Raw genomic sequence first — 16,216 nt, forward strand, 5'->3', positions numbered from 1 at the left:
ACCGCCGCTTGAAACCGCCGTCCGCCGAGGCCACTACTTCCGGGAACCTGCGCGATCAACGCGCCTAGACTTCCGGCGTGAACGACGAGGCCGGCTCGGGGACCGACGCACCGCCGGGTGCGGCCCGACGCATGTCCGCGTGGATGATCCTCGCCGTGGTGACGGCCGCCCTGGCCGTCTGCTGCTGCTCCGCCGCCGTCGGCCTGCTGATCGCCTGGTCCGCAGGCCTCTTCCACACCCCAACCTGACCCCACCCCACCCTCCACCCCACCCGGTCCCACCCCGCTGCGCCAGGCCGCGCCGCCGCCCAGCCGCGCCGCCGGGCCCCGCCCCCACCCCCACCCCACCCCACACCGCGCGATCATGGAGTTATTGCCACGACACGCCGAGGCGGTTGGCAATAACTCCATGATCAACGGGGGCGGCCGGGAGGCCGGGAAGGGTGGGCGGCCGGGAGGCCGGGAGGGGTGGGGTTAGGGAGCGGGGGTGGGCCAGGTGGGGGTGCGGCCGGTCTGGGACAGGAGGTGGGCCAGGTCGGGGGTGGGGGTCGGGGTGGTACGGGTCGGCACTGGCTCGGCGAAGACGCCCATCTTGCGGGCGGTGGGGCCCAACTGTTCGACCAGCCCGTGCAACTCGGCCACTGCCTCCGGGGCCGGCTGGTACGGCTGACCGGTCGCGACGGCGAGGTCCCAGCCGTGCACGGTCAGGTCCAGCAGAGCCATGCCGCCGATGACTGTCTGCGGCATGCCCATGCCCGGCGACACCCCCTCCAGGGTGGAGGGATCGGCCCAGGCGGCGACCAGACGGCCGGTCTCCGCCTCGAACCGGTCCTGCCAGCCGTCGACCAGGTGGTCGGGCTTCTCGGCCCATTCGACCTGCCGCTTCAGGGCCAGGTCCTGGAAGTTGACCACCACCTCGAACAGGTGGTTGAGCAGATCGCGGACCACGTAGTCGCGGCACGGCGTGGGCAGGTCGAGCTGATGGTCGGCGATACCGCGCACCACATCGACGGTTCGCGGCGCGGCAGCCGCCAGCAGATCGCTAGTCTGAGTGGTCATAGGGCCAGCGTATGAGGGTGGTCTTGAACAAATGCGACACCGACCGCGTGGCGACAGCCGGGGAATACTCGACCCGGGGCGCATGCTGCGCGAGGTGCGCTTCCGTCGGCACCTGCCGGTGGAGTCGCTCCGCCCCTGGGTCGAGCACTACTGGCTGATCGACTGGGCGTTGAGCACACCGTTCGAGCAGCGGATCGTGCCGCACCCGGCGGTCAACGTGGTGTTCCGGCGGGACGGCGACGGGCCCGAGTTCGGCGAGGTGGCCGGGGTGGGCCGTGACCTGTTCCGGATCACGCTCACCGGCACCGGCCGGGTCTGCGGGGTGCAGTTCCGCCCCGGCGGTTTCCACGCGTTCTGGCGTCGACCGGTCACCGAGCTGACCGGTCGCCGGGTGCCGTTGCCCGCCGGTCGGCTGGCAGGCCCCGACTTCGCGGTGTGCGCGGCCACCGACGACGAGCGCTGCCACGCACTGGACACCCTGCTCACCGGGTGGGATCCGGAGCCGGACCCGACGACCGAGGAGGCCGTCCGGCTGGCCGAGGCGATCCGCACCGACCGGGCGACGCTGCGGGTCGACGCCTTCGCCGCGCGGCACGACCTCCCGGTCCGCCGGTTGCAGCGGCTCTTCATGGAGTACGTGGGGGTCGGGCCGAAGTGGGTGATCCGCCGCTACCGGCTCCAGGAGGCGGTCGAACAGGCCGCTGGTGGCCCACTGAACTGGGCGGACCTCGCCGCCGACCTCGGTTACAGCGATCAGGCCCACCTGGTCCGCGACTTCACCGCCGTGGCCGGGGTGTCACCCGCCGCGTACGCCCGCTCGGTGCGGTGAGCCCGACAACGCGCCACACCCGGCCACGCACCACGACGCCGGCAACCCGGTCAGCGTCGGCGCAGGACGACCACCGCGACGTCGTCCTGGATCTCCGATGGGGCCAACTCCACCAGCAGTCGGGCGCAGAAGCGGTCCAGATCGTCGTCGACCGTGGCGGAGATCGCGGCGAGCGCGGCCAGCCCCTCGTCGATGGTGGCGTCCCGTCGCTCGATCAGCCCGTCGGTGTAGAACACCAGCGTCGCCCCGGCTGGCAGCACGAACTCCAGGTCGGCCGGCCGAGGCGCGCGGACGCCGAGCAACGGCGCGGAGTGCTGCACGAACTCGACCTTGCCGTCCTTGCTGAGCACCGGCGGAAGATGCCCGGCGCTGGCCAGCCGGACGTGTCCGGTCGGCGGGTGCAGCAGGAGTACGCAGAGCGTGGCGATCTCGTTCGGCAGCAGGGTACGCATCAGCTCGTTGACCCGGTGCAGGATCTCGCCGGGCTGGTGCCCCTCCACGGCGTACGCCCGCACCGCGTGTCGCAGCTCGGCCATCACGGTCGCCGCGTGCAGCGAGTGACCGGCCACGTCGCCGATCGCCAGCAGCAGGTGACCGTCGAGCATCACCAGCTCGTAGAAGTCGCCGCCCACCTCGGTCTGTGCGCTGGCCGGCTCGTAGCGCACGGCGAGGTCCAGTCCGGCAACCGTGGGCAGGCCGCGCGGGAGCAGGCTGCGTTGGAGGGTGACGGCGATCCGGTGTTCCTCGTCGAACGAGCGTTGCGCCTCGACGGCGGCTGCGACGGCCTGGGCGAGTTGCACCAGCACCGGGGTGCGGGCGGTCTGGGTGGCGGTCGGGACGACCACGTACAGCGGGGCTCGGTCTTCGCGCAGCTTGGCGGCGGCGACCGTCACCGAGTCGTCCGCCGGCCAGTCGACCAACGCCCAGTTCGCCGGGGTCTCCACCCGGACCGTGGAGCCGGTCGGCACCCCGGTGTCGTCGACGACCCACGGCACCACGGCGGCGGCGGCGCCCGGACCGGCGCAGATCCCCGCGAGACAGTCACCGTCGAACGTCTCGGCGATCACTGCCGCCGGGCTCTTGAAGATCTGTGCGGCACCCTCCGCAGCGGCCTCCAGCAGGCGTACGAAGGTGGGCGCGGCGTGCACCGTCACGGTCGTGTCGGCCAGCCCGAGCAGCCGCTCGGCGAGCAGTTCGGCGCGCTTGCGGGCCTGGTAGTAGCGCAGCACCGCCCGAGCGGTGGCGATCAACTCCTCCGGCTCGATCGGCTCGGTGAGGTACGCGTCCGCGCCCCGGGTCAGCCCCTGGGCGCGGTCGGCCACGTCCACGGCGTGCGCCGACACGTGGATCACCGGCATCGCCGGGTGCCGCGCCTTGATCTGTTCGCAGACCTCGTAGCCGCTCAGGTCGGGCAGCCGGACGTCGAGGACCACCAGGTCGATGCGGTCCGCCTCGACCCGTGCCAACGCGTCGGCGCCGTTCTCGGCCTCGAGCACGGTGAACCCGGCCCGGGTCAGCCAACTGACCAGCAGGTAACGCTTGGTACGACTGTCATCGACCACCAGGACGGTTGCCGGCATGCCGTCCACGCTGTCACATCCCGCCGACAGGCAGGGAGACGGTGAAGGTGCTGCCCTGGCCGGGTGCGCTGGTCAGCTCCAGTGTCCCGCCGAGCAGCGTCACCAGCCGACGGGCGTACGGCAGGCCGAGGCCGGTGCCGCCGACCCGGGTGGCACCGGGCACCTGGTAGAACTCCTCGAAGATCCGGTCGTGCAGGTCGGGCGCGATGCCCGGCCCGGTGTCGCTGACCTCGAAGTGCCACCGGTCGCCGTGTTGGCGGGCCCGCAGGCGCACCTCGCCGCGCTCGGTGAACTTCAGCCCGTTGTGCAGCAGGTTGCGCAGCACCTGCCCGAGCAGGACCTCGTCGGTGCGCAGCAGGGCCGGCGCGGCCGGCTCCTCCACCACCAGCTCCACCTCCGGGCGGGTGGCCAGCGCACGCAATGTGCCGCGCAGTTGGCCGAAGACCGGGCGCAGGTCGACATCGGTCAGGTCGGGCTCGATCCGGCCGGACTCCGCCTTGGCCAGATCGAGGAGTTCGTTGACCAGGCCGAGCAGGTCCGCCGCGGAGGAGCGGATCAGATCGACCTGGCGGCCCTGTTCGGCGGTGAGCGGGTCGGAGGCGGAGTCGGTGAGCAGCCGCCCCAACCCGATGATCGCGGTGACCGGGGCGCGCAGTTCGTGGCTGACGTTGGCCAGGAACCGGCTCTTCGACTCGCTCGCCGCGCGCAACTGCGCGGACTTCTCGTCCAGCTCGGCGTAGAGGGCGACGACACCCCGGTTGGTCTCCTCCAGCTCCTCGGTGAGCTGGTTGTAGAGCGCCAGGACACCCCGGTTGGTTTCGGCCAGTTCCTCGTTGAGCACGGCCAGGTCGTCGCGCTGACTGCGCACCTCGTCGAGTGCGGCGATGAGCTGCGCGTTCTGCACGGTCAACTCTTCCAGCGCGCTGGACGGCGCGGTACGGCCGAGTTCGGTACGGAACTCGGCGAGCCGCACCGGGGTCGGCATGGGCGCGCTGGCCGGCAGTCGTCGGGACATCCTCACGACCGTAACCCCGTCGACGGTCGACACGCTCAGTGTGTCGACCAGTCGGGACACCGCGCCGGACTGCGGCTCGTAGCGGCCGTCGGGCAGCGGGGAGACCGGGGCCAGGTCGGCGCGCAGGTGGAACCGGCTGTCGGCGTCCGCGTCGATGTGGAAGGAGACGTCCGCACCGCCGGTCGTCCGCAGCAGGTCCCGGGCGACCTCGCTGAGCGCGGTGGCGATCCGGACCTGGTCCTGGTGTTCGAGGCCGACCACCGCGGCCACCTCGCGGCCCCGCTGACGGATCACGAAGATGTCCTGCTCGACCCGCAGCGCCATCTGCAGCAGCGGCAGCGCGGCCGACTCGCCGGTCATGCCCAGGACCTCGCGACCAGTACGCAGGCATCGTCGCGTCGCACACCGGCATCGCGTAGCAGTGTCGCCGCCATCACCAGCGGGGACCGCTCCGCCAGCCCCGGGTAGTCGGTCAACCGCCAGCGGTCGACGACTCCGTCGCTGTGCATCACCAGTCGGGCGCCCGGAGCGAACGGGTAGTCGTACTCCCGGATCGTCGGCCGCTGGTGGCCGGCGATGCCGGGCAGCGACACCAGCCCACGGCGTTTTCCGTCGCCCTCGACGATGACGCCGGAGATGTTGCCCAGGCCGGCGTAGTGCAGCACACCGGCCGCCGGAACCAGCTCGGCGACGGCGAGCGCGGCGCCCCGGGTGTGCGACATGCTCCGGTGCAGGTGACCGACCACCGCCGCCGGTGGGCCGGCCGGTGCGTCGCGGAACGCGGCGAGCGCCGCGTCGGTGGCGGCGGCGGCCAGCGGGCCGTGCCCCAGCCCGTCGCTGACCAGCACCTGGTGCCGTCCGTCGGTGACCCGGACGGCGTACCCGTCGCCGCTGACCGTCTCGCCGGTCAGCGGTCGGGCGAGGGCGCCGGCCCAGGACGGCCGGGCCGGCTCCGCCGGCCAGACGTGCACGGCGAGGACGGTGCCCCGTCCGGGCAGGGAGTATCCGTCGAACCAGCTGGCCTGCCGGACGATGGCACCCAGGCCGATGCCGAGCGTGCCGGTGGTGGAGTGCCCGTCCTGCGACGAGACGGTCAGGTCGGCCATGCCGGGCCCGGAGTCGATGGCAATCAGCTCCACGCCCGCCTGCCCGGCGCGGCGTACCGGCCGGAGCAGCAGGACACCCTCGTCGGCGTGTTTGACCAGGTTGCTGGTCAGCTCGGCTGCGACGATGGCCAGGTCGGCGATGCGTGCCGCACCCATCTCCACCTGAGCACCGAGGCGTTCGGCGGCACGCCGGACGGCGCTGGCCGCGCTGCTGGCCTCCACCCGGAACCAGATGCCACTGTCGGTAACCGCGTCGATGCTCACCGGGACCACTTGGTGACTGTGATCCGCGTGCCGGTCTCCGGGGATGTCTCGATCTCGAACTCGTCGACCAGTCGGCGGGACCCGCTGAGCCCGAGACCGAGGCCACCGCCGGTGGTGTAGCCGTCGGTCAGGGCCAGATCGAGGTCGGCGATGCCCGGCCCGGAGTCGGCGAAGACGATCCGGACGCCCTTACGTCGGCCGTTCTCCACGGTTGCCACCTCGACGGATCCGCCGCCGCCGTACACGAGAGTGTTGCGGGCCAACTCGCTCGCCGCGGTGACCACCTTCGTCTGGTCGACGAGGGAGAGCTTGACCGCCACGGCCACGGTGCGGACCAACTGCCGGACGCGCACCACGTCCTCGTCGCTGCGGACCGACTGCGCCTGCGGGTGGCCCAGGTCGATGCCCGCGGTCACGGCGTGGCCGTCTCGGCGTCCGGATCGTCGTCGAGCTGGTAATCGAGCTCGTCGGCGTGGGCCGCCGCGATCAACTCCATGCCGCGCTCGACGTTCAGCGCGGTACGGATGCCGTTCAGCGACAGCCCCAGTTCGACAAGGGTGATGGCGACGGCGGGGCGCATCCCGACCACCACCGTCTCCGCGTCCAGCACCTTGGAGATCGACGCGATGGTGGAGAGCATCCGCCCGACGAAGGAGTCGACGATGTCCAGCGCGGTGATGTCGATGATGACGCCGTGGCAGCCGGTGTCCACGATCCGCTCGGCGAGGTCCTCCTGGAGCTGGACCGCGGTCTGGTCGGACATGTCCACCTGGATGGAGACGAGCAGGATGTCGCCGATCTTGAGGATCGGCACCCGTTCCATCAGGCGCCCCGGCGCGGCTGGCGGCGGGCGGTCTCCACCCCGCTGAGCCGCAGCACGTGGCGCAGCGCGTCGGCGAGGCTCGCCTTGGTGGCGATGTCGCCGAACTCGATGCCGAGCGCGACGATGGTCTGCGCGATCTGGGGGCGGATGCCGGAGATGATGCAGTCGGCGCCCATCAGCCGGGCGGCCACCACGGTCTTCAGGATGTGCTGGGCGACCTGGGTGTCCACCGCCGGGACGCCGGTGATGTCGATGATCGCGTACGGGGAGCTGGTGTCGACCAGGGTCTGCAGCAGCCGCTCCATCACGACCTGAGCACGGGCCGAGTCCAGGGTGCCGACCAGCGGGACGGCGACCACACCCTCCCAGAGCTTGACCACCGGCGTGGAGAGCTCGAGCAGCTGCTCGGCCTGGTCGGCGATCAGGCTCTCCCGGGTGCGTACGAAGCTTTCGAAGGTGAACAGGCCCATCTCGTCGACGAGCTTGGCGAAGGCGACGTAGTCGTTCAGCGCGTTGGCGCCACCGGCCTCCTGCACCAGCTCGGCCAGCACGTCCTTGAGCGCGAAGATGCTGACCGTGGTCTCCGTGGCGGAGAAGCCCTGCCGGGCCCGGCCACGGGACAGGTCGGCGAGCGCCGCGCGCAACTCGGCGGCGTTGTCGGCGGACAGGTCGATGTCGCCCTGCTCGCTGGTGGCGACGATGGCGCTGTGCAGATCCTGAACCTGCCGGCGCAGCTCGGCCTGGCTCAGCCGGCCCCGCAACGAACTGGTGACGATCTCGGTCCACCGGGACGTGACCCGGTCTGCCTGCCCGCTGAGCAGTGCGGCGAGCCGACCACTTTCTTCGGTGCTCAACGCCATTTGGAACCCCCTTGACCTGGACCGGGCGGACTCTATCACCGGGCCTGGCCGACTACTTGTCCCGTAGCAACAGAATGATGATGGCCACCGGATCCCGGCTCCCGTTCTGCGTACGACCCCGGTCGTGGGATACCGTTCCCCCGATAACAGGAGGTCTGGCGAATGTCCTTGACGGTGCACACGGAACAACGCGGCGACGTGGTCGTCGTGTCGGTCGCGGGCGAGCTGGACATGGCCACCGCACCGCAACTGCAGGACCAGATCACCGACCTGCTCGACAAGGGTCGCAACCGGCTGGTGTTCGACCTGGCCGACGTCTCGTTCTGCGACTCGACCGGCCTGTCGGTCTTCGTCCGCGCCAAGAACAGCTGCGACGAGGCCGGCGGCGTGGTCCGGCTGGCCGCCCCGCAGCGAGGGGTGCTGCGCATCCTCGAGGTGAGCGGGCTGGTCGAGGTGCTGCACACCTACCCGACGGTGGATGAGGCAGTCGCCGGCGAACCGACCCCGGCCTCCTCCTGACCGCTGCCGTTCCTCACTCGTCCTCGACGTAGCGGGGACGGGCGATCGCCAGGCCCGCCGCCGTCTGCACGGCGAGCGCACCCAGCAGGAACCCGATCGGCGCGGTCCAGCCGCCGGTGACCTCGTAGAGGATGCCGACCAGCAGCGGGCCGAGGGCTGCGATCACGTACCCGGTGCTCTGCGCGAACGCGGAGAGCGCGACCGTCCCCTCGGCCGTGCGGGCGCGCAGGCCGATGGCGGTCAGGATCATCGGGAACGCGCCCTGGCCGATCGCCAGCAGGAGCACCCAGAGCAGCGCGGCGCCGTGCGGGGCGAGCGCCAGCCCCAGGTAGGCCAGCGTCGACGCGGCGGTCATCCCGAGCACCAGCGGGCGCAGGGTGGCCATCCGGCCGGCCACGGTGGGCATCAGCAGCGCGATGGGCACGCCGAGCGCGGTCACCCCGGCGAGCAGCAGCCCGGCCGACTCCGGCTGGTAGCCGGCGTCCCGGAACAACTGGGCCAGCCAGCCCATGATCGCGTACCCGCTGAGTGACTGCGCCCCGAAGTAGACGGCCATGGCCCAGCCGAGCCGGGTCCGCGCCGGCCGGACCCGCACCGGCGCGGTCACGGCCGCCGTCGAGGTCGCGCGCCGTGCGGCGGCGCGGGTCCGCAGCGCCAGCGGCACCCACGGGAGTACGGCCACCGCGGCCATCACCGCCCAGATGCCGAGACCGGCCCGCCACGACCCGAAGGCGTGCGCGATCGGGACCGCGGAGGCCGCGGCCACCGTCGTGCCCAGGGTCAGCGCCATCGTGTACGCCCCGGTGACCAGGCCGGTGCGGTGCGGGAAGTGTTGCTTGACCAGCATCGGCAGCAGGATGTTGGCGACCGCGATGCCGGCCAGCGCCAGCGCGCTGGTGAGCACGAAGATCCAGGCCGAGTCGGTGGTGGCCCGGAGCACCTGGCCGACGGCGAGGGCGAGCATGGCGACCACGAGCACCCGGGCCGGCGCAACCCGGCGGACCAGCCACGGGGTGAGCGCGCCGAGGCCGGCGAACGCGATGGTCGGCAGGGTGGTGACCAGGCCGGCGGTCGTGCCGGAGAGGCCGAGCCCGTCGCGTACCTCGTCGAGCAGGGCGCCGAGGCTCGTCACCACGGCGCGCAGGTTCAGCGCGACCAGCAGCATCCCGACCAGCAGGAGCGCGCCACCGGTCGCCGGGTGCGTCCGTCGTCCCGTACCGGGGTCGCGCGTTGCGTGCGGGTCGACGGCGACGGGGGCGGGCAGCGCCGGAGCTGCGGTAGGTGGCGGGGTCATGGCATCCAACCTACAATCATGGGATGAATTTGGGCTCGGTGATGTAACCAGTGCCACCGTCGGTTGATTTCCCCTCCGCGCCGCCGGTGCCGCCCCGGGGCCACCGGGTCCGGCAGACCATCGAGCAGCTCCGGGCCCGGATCCTCGGCGGCGAGTGGCCGGTCGGCGGACGCATCCCCACCGAGCCGCAACTGGTCGCCGCGCTGGGCGTGGGGCGCAACACGGTCCGCGAGGCGGTCCGCGCCCTGGTGCACGCCGGCGTGCTGGAGTGCCGGCAGGGCTCCGGCACCTACGTGGTGTCCACCGACGAACTGGCGCCGGTGGTGGCCCGCCGACTCGGCGACGACCGGATGACCGAGGTCATCGAGGTGCGTCGCGCCTTCGAGGTGGAGGCCGCCCGGCTCGCCGCGCTGCGGCGTACACCGGAGGACCTGGCGGCGCTCGACGGCGCGCTCGCCGCCCGCGAGGCCGCCTGGCGCGGCGGCCGGGTCGACACGTTCGTCGAGGCCGACGCCGCACTGCACACCGCGGTGGTCGCCGCCGCGCACAACGCCATGCTCGCCGAGCTGTACGCCTCGTTCGGCGCCGCCCTGCGCAGCACAGTCGCCCAGGCGATGGGAGGCGCGCTCACACCTGAGCGCTACGTCGACCACACCCGGCTGGTCGAGGCGATCCGGGTCGGTGATCCAGGCCGGGCGGCGATCGAAGCCGGCGCTTTTCTGGAGCCCGCTCCCTGGGCATAGGTTGTCCCCGACAGAAAAGCGGACACCTCGGGAGTACGGATGCTCAAAGGCTTCAAAGACTTCATCATGCGCGGCAACGTCGTCGACCTGGCGGTCGGTGTCGTCATCGGCGCCGCGTTCACGACAGTGGTCACGTCGCTGACCAACGCGTTCCTCAAGCCGTTGATCGCGCTGATCGTGCTGCTGATCACCGGCAAGAAAAACGGCCTTGCGGGCGCCGCCTGGACGATCCGCGGCGTCGAGTTCGACTGGATCAGCTTCGTAAACGCGGTGATCACCTTCCTGCTCACTGCGGCGGCGCTCTACTTCTTCGTGGTGTTCCCCATGAACAAGCTCGCCGAGCGGCGCAAGCGGGGCGAGGAGCCGCCGCCGGCCGCGCCGAGCGAGGAGGTCAAGCTGCTCACCGAGATCCGGGACGCGCTGGTCTCCGCCGGTCACACCACCCCGGGCCAGCAGCGCGGGGCGCTGGACGACGTGCTGGGCCGTCGCACCGAGCCGCCGACGCAGCGCTGACCCGAGCAGAAGCACATCGGCCCCTGCGGGATTCCCGCAGGGGCCGCACGTTCTCGTACGTGTGTTCGATAGAGTCCCGCCATGGAGCAGCGCAAGCACTGGTGGAACGGGAAGTGGGGGCGGCTGGCCCGACGGGACGTCTTCCTGCGGGTGGACGCCGACCGGTGGCACGTCGAGCAGCGGGCCGGCGGCGCCGAGGGCATCTCCCGGTTCTACGAGTACGGCAGTGCGGACGAGGCCGAGGACACCGTCCGGGCGCTGCTCGACGGCCCGGACACCTGGCGGGAGTTGTCCCCGCGCCCACCGGGCAGTTGGACTCTTCCGGACAGCTGAACGGTCGCCGCCCACCGCCACCCCGGACCTGGAGGCGGTGGCGCTCTCGTCGGTTATGACTCAGTGGCATAAATATGCCGCAGAGTCATACCGCTCTCGGGCGCCTCATCGCCTTGGGCCCCTGCTGCCGGGTCGGCGGGCTGGCGGGTCGGCTGGTGGTCCGGTAAGCGGCCCGGCCCGGCCGGTGGCTGCCCGGGCTGCGCCCCGGCGGGCTGGCGGCGGCGGCGTTTAACGGCGTACCGCCCCGGGAACCGCAATGGGATGGATCAGCAGGACGAGCAGCAGGCGACCATCTCGCGGATCACCACCGGGATGCCGGTGATCGACTCAGCCGGTACCGAGGTCGGCACGGTGGACCTCGTCCAGCGGGCCGACCCGAACGCGGTGACCGTCCAGGCACCGACCGCCGACCCGGGCAGCAGCCTGGACGAGCTGATCGAGGCCACGGCGGTCGAGGAGCCGGACGTTCCGGCCGATCTGGCGGCGCGGCTGCTGCACAGCGGTTACCTGAAGGTCTCGACCGAGCTGACCCGTACCGGGGCGGTCTACGTACCGGCCGACCGGATCGGCTCGGTCGCCGACGGCCGGGTCCTCCTCGCCGTGGGCGTGGCCGACCTACCGTCGGAGGAATGATCGACTGGAGGCGGCACGACGGGTGGGCGGCGGTGGAAGAGCAGCAGCATCAGGCAGCCGGCGACCAGCCCCCAGAACGCGCCCCCCACGCCGATCAGCGTCACCCCGGAGGCGGTCACCACGAAGGTGACCACCGCGGCCTCGCGGGTCGCCGGGTCGGTCACCGCCGAGGCGAGCGCGGTGGCGAGGGCGCCCAGCAGGGCCAACCCGGCGACCGCCTCGATGAGGATGGGCGGCGCGACGGCGACCAGCGCGGTGGCCACGCCGGCACCCAGCCCGAGCAGGGCCAACCCGACGCCGGCGGTGACCGAGGCGACCCATCGGCGCTCCGGGTCCGGGTGGGCGTCGGGGCTGGCGGCCAACGCGGCGGTGATCGCCGCGAGGTTCACCGCGTGCCCGCCGGCCGGGGCGGCGAACAGGCTGGCCAGGCCGGTCGCCCGCAGCGCCGCGCCGAACGGCGGCCGGTAGCCGTAGCCGACCAGCACCGCCATGCCGGGCACGTTCTGCGCGGCCATGGTGACCAGGAACAACGGCAGGGCCAGGCCGATCAGCGCGGACGTGTTCCAGGCGGGCGCGGTCAGGGTGACCGACGGGGCCAGCGCGGCACCGGTCAGGCCGGTCGGCGGCGCGGTCAGCGCGATCGCGATCACCGCCACCAGCAACGCGCCGGGCACCGCCCAGCGGCGGGCGAACCGGTGCAGCAGCAACCAGCCGCCCACCACCGGACCGGCTACCGTGGGCAACTCGACGAGCGCGCGGACCGGGGCGGTGCACAGCGGCAGCAGCACCCCGGCGAGCATCGCGCCGGCCACCGGCTTGGGGATGGCGGCCACCGCACGACCGAGTGGCGGAAACAGCCCGGCCGCCACGATCAGCACGCCGGAGACGAGGAAGGCGCCCACCGCGACCGGCCACCCACCCGGCGGTGGCCCGGTCGCCACCAGCAGCGCCGCACCCGGCGTGGACCAGGCCACGCTCATCGGTATCCGGTGCCGCCAGCCCAACCAGGCGGCGGCGAGCCCGCACGCCACGCAGAGGGCGAGCAGGCCGGAGGCGGCCTGCGCGTCCGATGCGCCGGCCGCCCGGAGCCCGGCCAGCACGACGGTGAACGAGCTGGCGAAGCCGACCAGGGCGGTAACCGCGCCGGCCAGCACCGGTTGGACGCGTCCAGCCACCCCACCCTCCCGAGTGTTCCGTTTACGGAACAACAGTGTGTAGCACGATAGCCGGGTGCCGCACCCACCACCAGCCCGCCGTCCGGGCCTCGACGTGGATCCCGCCGTCGTCGGCCGCCGGGTCCGTGCCCTGCGCGAGGAGCGCGGGATCTCGCTGTCCACTCTGGCCCGGCTCGCCGGCGTCGGAAAGGCCACCCTCTCCGGCCTGGAGCACGGCACCCGCAACCCGACCCTGGAGACGCTCTGGGCGGTCACCGCACAGCTCGGCGTACCGTTCACCGCTCTGCTGGCGGAGCCGACCGCCGGGCCCACCGCGCACGGCACCGCGGTCACCGCCACCCTGCTGGAGGTGTTCACCGACACCGACGCGACCTACGAGCTGTACCGGATGCGGGTCGCGCCCGGCCCGGTGCAGCTCTCCCCCGCCCACCAGCCGGGGGTCACCGAGCACATCACCGTCTTCGCCGGGGTGCTGCGCGCCGGCCCGGCCGACGCACCGCTGACCGCCCCGGCCGGTGGTCACCTCCGCTGGGTCTCGGACGTGCCGCACACGTACGCGGCGGTGGGTGACGAGGAGGTCACCGCGAGCCTGTTACTGCGTTATCCCCGCCGCTGAGGACCGGCCGATCGGCCTCGGTTCGCCAGCTCCTACGACGAAGATCGCAATCATTTCTCGACCCTACGCAGTAGGCGTAGAGACGAATGCGGGTTGTTCTTGGCAAGCTTGACCCCATGACGCTGATCCTCCGCTCGGTCATCCTCAACGACATCGGCTTGGTGCGCACCAACAACGAGGACTCCGCCCTCGCTGGTGACCGCCTGATCGCCGTCGCCGACGGCATGGGCGGGCTGCCCGCGGGCGAGGTGGCGAGCGAGATCGTGATCCGGATTCTGGACGAGCTGGCTCCGCCCACCGAGCCCGACAGCGCCGCCGACGCCCTGCGTGCCGTGGTCAGCACCGCCAACCAGCGGATCCACGCCGCCATCACCGTCGACCCGAGCCGCGACGGGATGGGCACCACGCTCACCGCGGGGCTGCTGGCCGGGGAGACGCTGGTGCTGGCCCAGGTTGGCGACTCCCGCTGCTACCTGCTGCGCGACGGGGAGCTGACCCAGCTCACCCGGGACGACACCTTCGTTCAGGCGCTGGTCGACCAGGGCACCCTCTCCCCCGAGCAGGCCCGCCACCACCCGCAGCGGTCTCTCGTGACCCGGGCCGTGCAGGGGGCCGACACCCCACCGGCGGTCGGTGTGCTCACCGTGGTCCCCGGCGATCGACTGCTGCTGTGCAGCGACGGGCTCTCGGACTACGTCGAGGACGACGCCATCGCGGCAGCGCTGGGCATGTACGCCGACCGCCAGCAGTGTGGGGAGCAGTTGGTGAAGCTCGCTCACCACGCCGGCGCACCGGACAACGTGACAGTCGTGGTCTCCGACGTCGTCACCCGCTGACCCGTACGGCCCGCCCGACGGTCCACCGGACCGGCCGGGTGGCTACCGGTCGGGCTGACTACGTAGTTGTGCCATCTAGGTTGCGCCGCTAGTGTCCTGCGGGTGGATTCCGACCGCCGTGGGCAGTGGCTGCGAGGGGTGCTCGACATCTGCGTCCTGGCACTGTTGGCCGAGCGCGAGTCCTACGGCTACCAACTCGCCCAGGCGCTCGACGTGTCGGGCGTCGGGCCGATCCAGGGCGGCACGCTCTATCCCGTGCTGCTGCGACTGCAGAAGACCGGCCTGGTGACCGCGCAGTGGCGGGAGGGCAGCGCCGGGCCGGCCCGCAAGTACTACCGGCTGACCGATGACGGGTACGCGGCGCTCCGCGAGGGCGGCAGTGCCTGGCTCACCTTCGTCGGCCCGGTGAACGACATCGTCACGAAGGGGGTCGCCCAGTGAACGTCGACGATTGGCTGCGAACGCTCACGGCCGAACTGCACCAGCGCCGGGTCGCGGCGGACGCCGCCCGGCACGTGGTCGCGGAAGTCGCCACACACCTGCGCGAGGGGGGCGGCGACCCCTTGGTCGTCTTCGGTCCACCCCAGCAGTACGCGGGCGCAGTCGTGGAGAGCATCGGCACCGCGCCGGGACCCCGCCCCGGGCCGGTCCGGCTGCACGCCGAGGGCATCACCAAGCGGTACCGCCGACGGCCCGTCCTGCGCGACGCGACGTTGACCGTCCGGGCCGGACAGATCGCCGCCGTGATCGGCGCGAACGGCTGCGGCAAGAGCACCTTCCTGCGGATCTGCGCGGGGCTGGTCTCACCCGACGCCGGTGAGGTGACCGTCTCCGGCCGGCTCGGCTACTGCCCGCAGTCCGGCGGCACCGCCGACTTCCTGCTCGCCGACGAGCACTTCGTGCTGGTCGGCGCCGGTCAGGGCGTGGCCCGAGGTCCGGCCCGCCGCGCCGGACGGGCAGCGGCCCGACAGCTCGGCTGGGAGGCGGGCGGTGACGTACAGGCTCGACACCTGTCCGGCGGCACCCGGCAGAAGCTCAACCTGACCATGTCCACGCTCAGCAGGCCGGACGTGCTGCTGCTGGACGAGCCGTACCAGGGCTTCGACCAGGGCACCTACGTCAACTTCTGGGACCAGCTCTGCCGGTTGCGCGACGCGGGCACGGCGATCGTCGTGGTGACCCACCTGCTCAACCAGCTCGACCGGGTGGACACGGTGCTCGACCTGACCCCGGCACAAACGACCGGGTGGCACGCGCCCGGCGTCCGAGGAGGCCACTCGTGAACCGGCTCGTCACCGTCGCCGAGATGACCCTGCGGGAGTTGCTGCGGCGTCGGGGCGTACTCCTGTTGTTGCTGTTGATGCCGTTGACCTTCTACCTGATTCGGCGGGACGCCTACCTCGGGCAGTCGGTCCGGTCGCTGCTGCTCGGCGTGGGTTGGGCGGTGAGCACCGCCGCGCTGTTCGCCACCACCGCGGCCCGCGAGCTGGAGCCGAGGCTGCGGTTGGCCGGCTACCGCCCGCACCACCTCTACCTGGGTCGGATGCTCGGCCTGTGGACGGTGGGGGTGGTCATCTCCGTACCGTTCTTCCTGCTCCCCATGATCGACGGCGCGGACCTGCGGTACGGCGGCCTGGCCGCGGCGATGCTCTGCTCCGTCGGGGTGGCGGCGCCGTTCGGGATGCTGATCGGTGCGCTGCTGCCCCGCGAGTTGGAGGGGACGCTGCTGCTGCTCACCGTGGTGACCGTGCAGATGCTGATCGACCCGGCTGGTTCGGGGGCGAGGTTGACCCCGTTCTGGTCGAGCCGGGAGATCGCCACCTGGGCGGTGGACCACACCGACCAGGGCTACCTCGCCCGGGGAGTCCTGCACGGGGTCGTCGTCACCGCCCTGCTGGCCCTCAGCGTGGCCGCCGTCGCCAGCGTCCGACTGCGCCGCCGCCGGCACCTGCGCCACCTGTCCATCGGCTGACCGGAGCACCGGCCGGTGCTGGCGCCACGGATACCGCGAATCCGGTT

The 16,216-nt window shown here is 72.2% G+C and carries 21 protein-coding genes; 12 read left to right on the top strand and 9 right to left on the bottom strand.

Going from position 1 to position 16,216, the window contains the following annotated elements; all coding sequences use genetic code 11:
- Positions 1–77 precede the first annotated feature (77 nt).
- Positions 78–248: a hypothetical protein gene (locus tag C7C45_RS33935; protein ID WP_167454667.1), complete on the top strand. Its 171-nt coding sequence runs from the start codon at positions 78–80 to the stop codon at positions 246–248.
- A 225-nt stretch (positions 249–473) separates the two neighbouring features.
- On the opposite strand, the gene C7C45_RS06320 is transcribed toward C7C45_RS33935, so the two are convergent.
- The gene (locus tag C7C45_RS06320; RefSeq protein WP_110562717.1) at positions 474–1,058 is read right to left on the bottom strand and encodes a TIGR03086 family metal-binding protein; all 585 of its coding nucleotides are present in this window, start codon (positions 1,056–1,058) and stop codon (positions 474–476) included.
- Between the two features lie 82 nt (positions 1,059–1,140).
- On the opposite strand from C7C45_RS06320, the gene C7C45_RS06325 reads away from it, so the two are divergent.
- Positions 1,141–1,887, top strand: coding sequence for a helix-turn-helix domain-containing protein (locus tag C7C45_RS06325; RefSeq protein WP_244200266.1), 747 nt, complete (start codon positions 1,141–1,143; stop codon positions 1,885–1,887).
- A gap of 50 nt (positions 1,888–1,937) precedes the next feature.
- Here the strand turns inward: C7C45_RS06325 and C7C45_RS06330 are convergent, their stop codons facing one another.
- Genes C7C45_RS06330 through C7C45_RS06355 form a run of 6 tightly spaced genes read right to left on the bottom strand, consistent with a single transcriptional unit; the run spans position 1,938 to position 7,535 of the window.
- Complete coding sequence (locus C7C45_RS06330) at positions 1,938–3,467, bottom strand: SpoIIE family protein phosphatase (protein WP_208641083.1); 1,530 nt, start codon at positions 3,465–3,467, stop codon at positions 1,938–1,940.
- Between the two features lie 13 nt (positions 3,468–3,480).
- Positions 3,481–4,842, bottom strand: coding sequence for a sensor histidine kinase (locus C7C45_RS06335; RefSeq protein ID WP_110562720.1), 1,362 nt, complete (start codon positions 4,840–4,842; stop codon positions 3,481–3,483).
- Complete coding sequence (locus tag C7C45_RS06340) at positions 4,839–5,852, bottom strand: SpoIIE family protein phosphatase (protein WP_110562915.1); 1,014 nt, start codon at positions 5,850–5,852, stop codon at positions 4,839–4,841. Before C7C45_RS06340 ends, C7C45_RS06335 begins: the two co-directional genes overlap by 4 nt.
- Entirely contained in the window at positions 5,849–6,268 is a 420-nt protein-coding gene (locus tag C7C45_RS06345; RefSeq protein WP_110562721.1) for an anti-sigma regulatory factor, read from the bottom strand. The genes C7C45_RS06340 and C7C45_RS06345 overlap by 4 nt, the downstream gene beginning before the upstream one ends.
- The gene (locus C7C45_RS06350) at positions 6,265–6,675 is read right to left on the bottom strand and encodes an STAS domain-containing protein (protein ID WP_110562722.1); all 411 of its coding nucleotides are present in this window, start codon (positions 6,673–6,675) and stop codon (positions 6,265–6,267) included. Before C7C45_RS06350 ends, C7C45_RS06345 begins: the two co-directional genes overlap by 4 nt.
- A complete protein-coding gene (locus C7C45_RS06355; RefSeq protein WP_110562723.1) occupies positions 6,675–7,535 on the bottom strand; it encodes an STAS domain-containing protein in 861 nt (286 codons plus the stop codon). The genes C7C45_RS06350 and C7C45_RS06355 overlap by 1 nt, the downstream gene beginning before the upstream one ends.
- Before the next feature lie 162 nt (positions 7,536–7,697).
- On the opposite strand from C7C45_RS06355, the gene C7C45_RS06360 reads away from it, so the two are divergent.
- Entirely contained in the window at positions 7,698–8,054 is a 357-nt protein-coding gene (locus tag C7C45_RS06360) for an STAS domain-containing protein (protein ID WP_007454464.1), read from the top strand.
- Between the two features lie 13 nt (positions 8,055–8,067).
- Here the strand turns inward: C7C45_RS06360 and C7C45_RS06365 are convergent, their stop codons facing one another.
- Complete coding sequence (locus C7C45_RS06365) at positions 8,068–9,348, bottom strand: MFS transporter (RefSeq protein ID WP_110562724.1); 1,281 nt, start codon at positions 9,346–9,348, stop codon at positions 8,068–8,070.
- A gap of 50 nt (positions 9,349–9,398) precedes the next feature.
- Between C7C45_RS06365 and C7C45_RS06370 the strand changes: the two genes are divergently transcribed.
- The 4 genes from C7C45_RS06370 (at position 9,399) to C7C45_RS06385 (ending at position 11,570) form a co-directional block, all read left to right on the top strand.
- The gene (locus C7C45_RS06370; RefSeq protein ID WP_110562725.1) at positions 9,399–10,091 is read left to right on the top strand and encodes a FadR/GntR family transcriptional regulator; all 693 of its coding nucleotides are present in this window, start codon (positions 9,399–9,401) and stop codon (positions 10,089–10,091) included.
- Positions 10,092–10,130: 39 nt separating this feature from the next.
- Entirely contained in the window at positions 10,131–10,604 is a 474-nt protein-coding gene (gene mscL / locus C7C45_RS06375; RefSeq protein WP_110562726.1) for a large conductance mechanosensitive channel protein MscL, read from the top strand.
- Positions 10,605–10,685: 81 nt separating this feature from the next.
- Positions 10,686–10,937: a hypothetical protein gene (locus C7C45_RS06380; protein WP_110562727.1), complete on the top strand. Its 252-nt coding sequence runs from the start codon at positions 10,686–10,688 to the stop codon at positions 10,935–10,937.
- A gap of 261 nt (positions 10,938–11,198) precedes the next feature.
- On the top strand, positions 11,199–11,570 hold the full coding sequence (locus tag C7C45_RS06385) for a hypothetical protein (RefSeq protein ID WP_110562728.1): 372 nt from the start codon (positions 11,199–11,201) through the stop codon (positions 11,568–11,570).
- Here C7C45_RS06385 and C7C45_RS06390 read toward each other — a convergent pair.
- Complete coding sequence (locus C7C45_RS06390; protein WP_110562729.1) at positions 11,483–12,745, bottom strand: benzoate/H(+) symporter BenE family transporter; 1,263 nt, start codon at positions 12,743–12,745, stop codon at positions 11,483–11,485. The two genes, C7C45_RS06385 and C7C45_RS06390, sit on opposite strands and share 88 nt — an antisense overlap.
- Positions 12,746–12,800: 55 nt before the next feature.
- Between C7C45_RS06390 and C7C45_RS06395 the strand changes: the two genes are divergently transcribed.
- The 5 genes from C7C45_RS06395 (at position 12,801) to C7C45_RS06415 (ending at position 16,169) form a co-directional block, all read left to right on the top strand.
- Positions 12,801–13,361 carry a helix-turn-helix domain-containing protein gene (locus C7C45_RS06395; protein ID WP_244200267.1) on the top strand — a complete coding sequence of 187 codons (561 nt, stop codon included), beginning with the start codon at positions 12,801–12,803 and terminating at the stop codon, positions 13,359–13,361.
- Positions 13,362–13,477: 116 nt separating this feature from the next.
- Positions 13,478–14,197, top strand: a complete 720-nt coding sequence (locus C7C45_RS06400) for a PP2C family protein-serine/threonine phosphatase (protein ID WP_110562731.1) — start codon at positions 13,478–13,480, stop codon at positions 14,195–14,197.
- Positions 14,198–14,299: 102 nt separating this feature from the next.
- Positions 14,300–14,638, top strand: coding sequence for a PadR family transcriptional regulator (locus C7C45_RS06405; protein WP_110562732.1), 339 nt, complete (start codon positions 14,300–14,302; stop codon positions 14,636–14,638).
- Positions 14,635–15,480, top strand: a complete 846-nt coding sequence (locus C7C45_RS06410) for an ABC transporter ATP-binding protein (protein ID WP_110562733.1) — start codon at positions 14,635–14,637, stop codon at positions 15,478–15,480. The genes C7C45_RS06405 and C7C45_RS06410 overlap by 4 nt, the downstream gene beginning before the upstream one ends.
- Entirely contained in the window at positions 15,477–16,169 is a 693-nt protein-coding gene (locus C7C45_RS06415; protein ID WP_110562734.1) for a hypothetical protein, read from the top strand. The genes C7C45_RS06410 and C7C45_RS06415 overlap by 4 nt, the downstream gene beginning before the upstream one ends.
- The last annotated feature ends 47 nt before the right edge of the window (positions 16,170–16,216 follow it).

It is taken from the genome of Micromonospora arborensis (assembly GCF_003205615.1).
Lineage (GTDB): Bacteria > Actinomycetota > Actinomycetes > Mycobacteriales > Micromonosporaceae > Micromonospora > Micromonospora arborensis.

Excerpts from the sequence above, each read along its gene's own strand:
- C7C45_RS06385 (WP_110562728.1), top strand. The coding sequence starts at position 11,199 with ATGGATCAGCAGGACGAGCAGCAGGCGACCATCTCGCGGATCACCACC.
- C7C45_RS06335 (WP_110562720.1), bottom strand. The coding sequence starts at position 4,842 with ATGACCGGCGAGTCGGCCGCGCTGCCGCTGCTGCAGATGGCGCTGCGG.
- mscL (WP_110562726.1), top strand. The coding sequence starts at position 10,131 with ATGCTCAAAGGCTTCAAAGACTTCATCATGCGCGGCAACGTCGTCGAC.
- C7C45_RS06400 (WP_110562731.1), top strand. The coding sequence starts at position 13,478 with ATGACGCTGATCCTCCGCTCGGTCATCCTCAACGACATCGGCTTGGTG.
- C7C45_RS06380 (WP_110562727.1), top strand. The coding sequence starts at position 10,686 with ATGGAGCAGCGCAAGCACTGGTGGAACGGGAAGTGGGGGCGGCTGGCC.
- C7C45_RS06325 (WP_244200266.1), top strand. The coding sequence starts at position 1,141 with ATGCTGCGCGAGGTGCGCTTCCGTCGGCACCTGCCGGTGGAGTCGCTC.
- C7C45_RS06320 (WP_110562717.1), bottom strand. The coding sequence starts at position 1,058 with ATGACCACTCAGACTAGCGATCTGCTGGCGGCTGCCGCGCCGCGAACC.
- C7C45_RS06330 (WP_208641083.1), bottom strand. The coding sequence starts at position 3,467 with ATGCCGGCAACCGTCCTGGTGGTCGATGACAGTCGTACCAAGCGTTAC.
- C7C45_RS06355 (WP_110562723.1), bottom strand. The coding sequence starts at position 7,535 with ATGGCGTTGAGCACCGAAGAAAGTGGTCGGCTCGCCGCACTGCTCAGC.
- C7C45_RS06365 (WP_110562724.1), bottom strand. The coding sequence starts at position 9,348 with ATGACCCCGCCACCTACCGCAGCTCCGGCGCTGCCCGCCCCCGTCGCC.
- C7C45_RS06350 (WP_110562722.1), bottom strand. The coding sequence starts at position 6,675 with ATGGAACGGGTGCCGATCCTCAAGATCGGCGACATCCTGCTCGTCTCC.
- C7C45_RS06360 (WP_007454464.1), top strand. The coding sequence starts at position 7,698 with ATGTCCTTGACGGTGCACACGGAACAACGCGGCGACGTGGTCGTCGTG.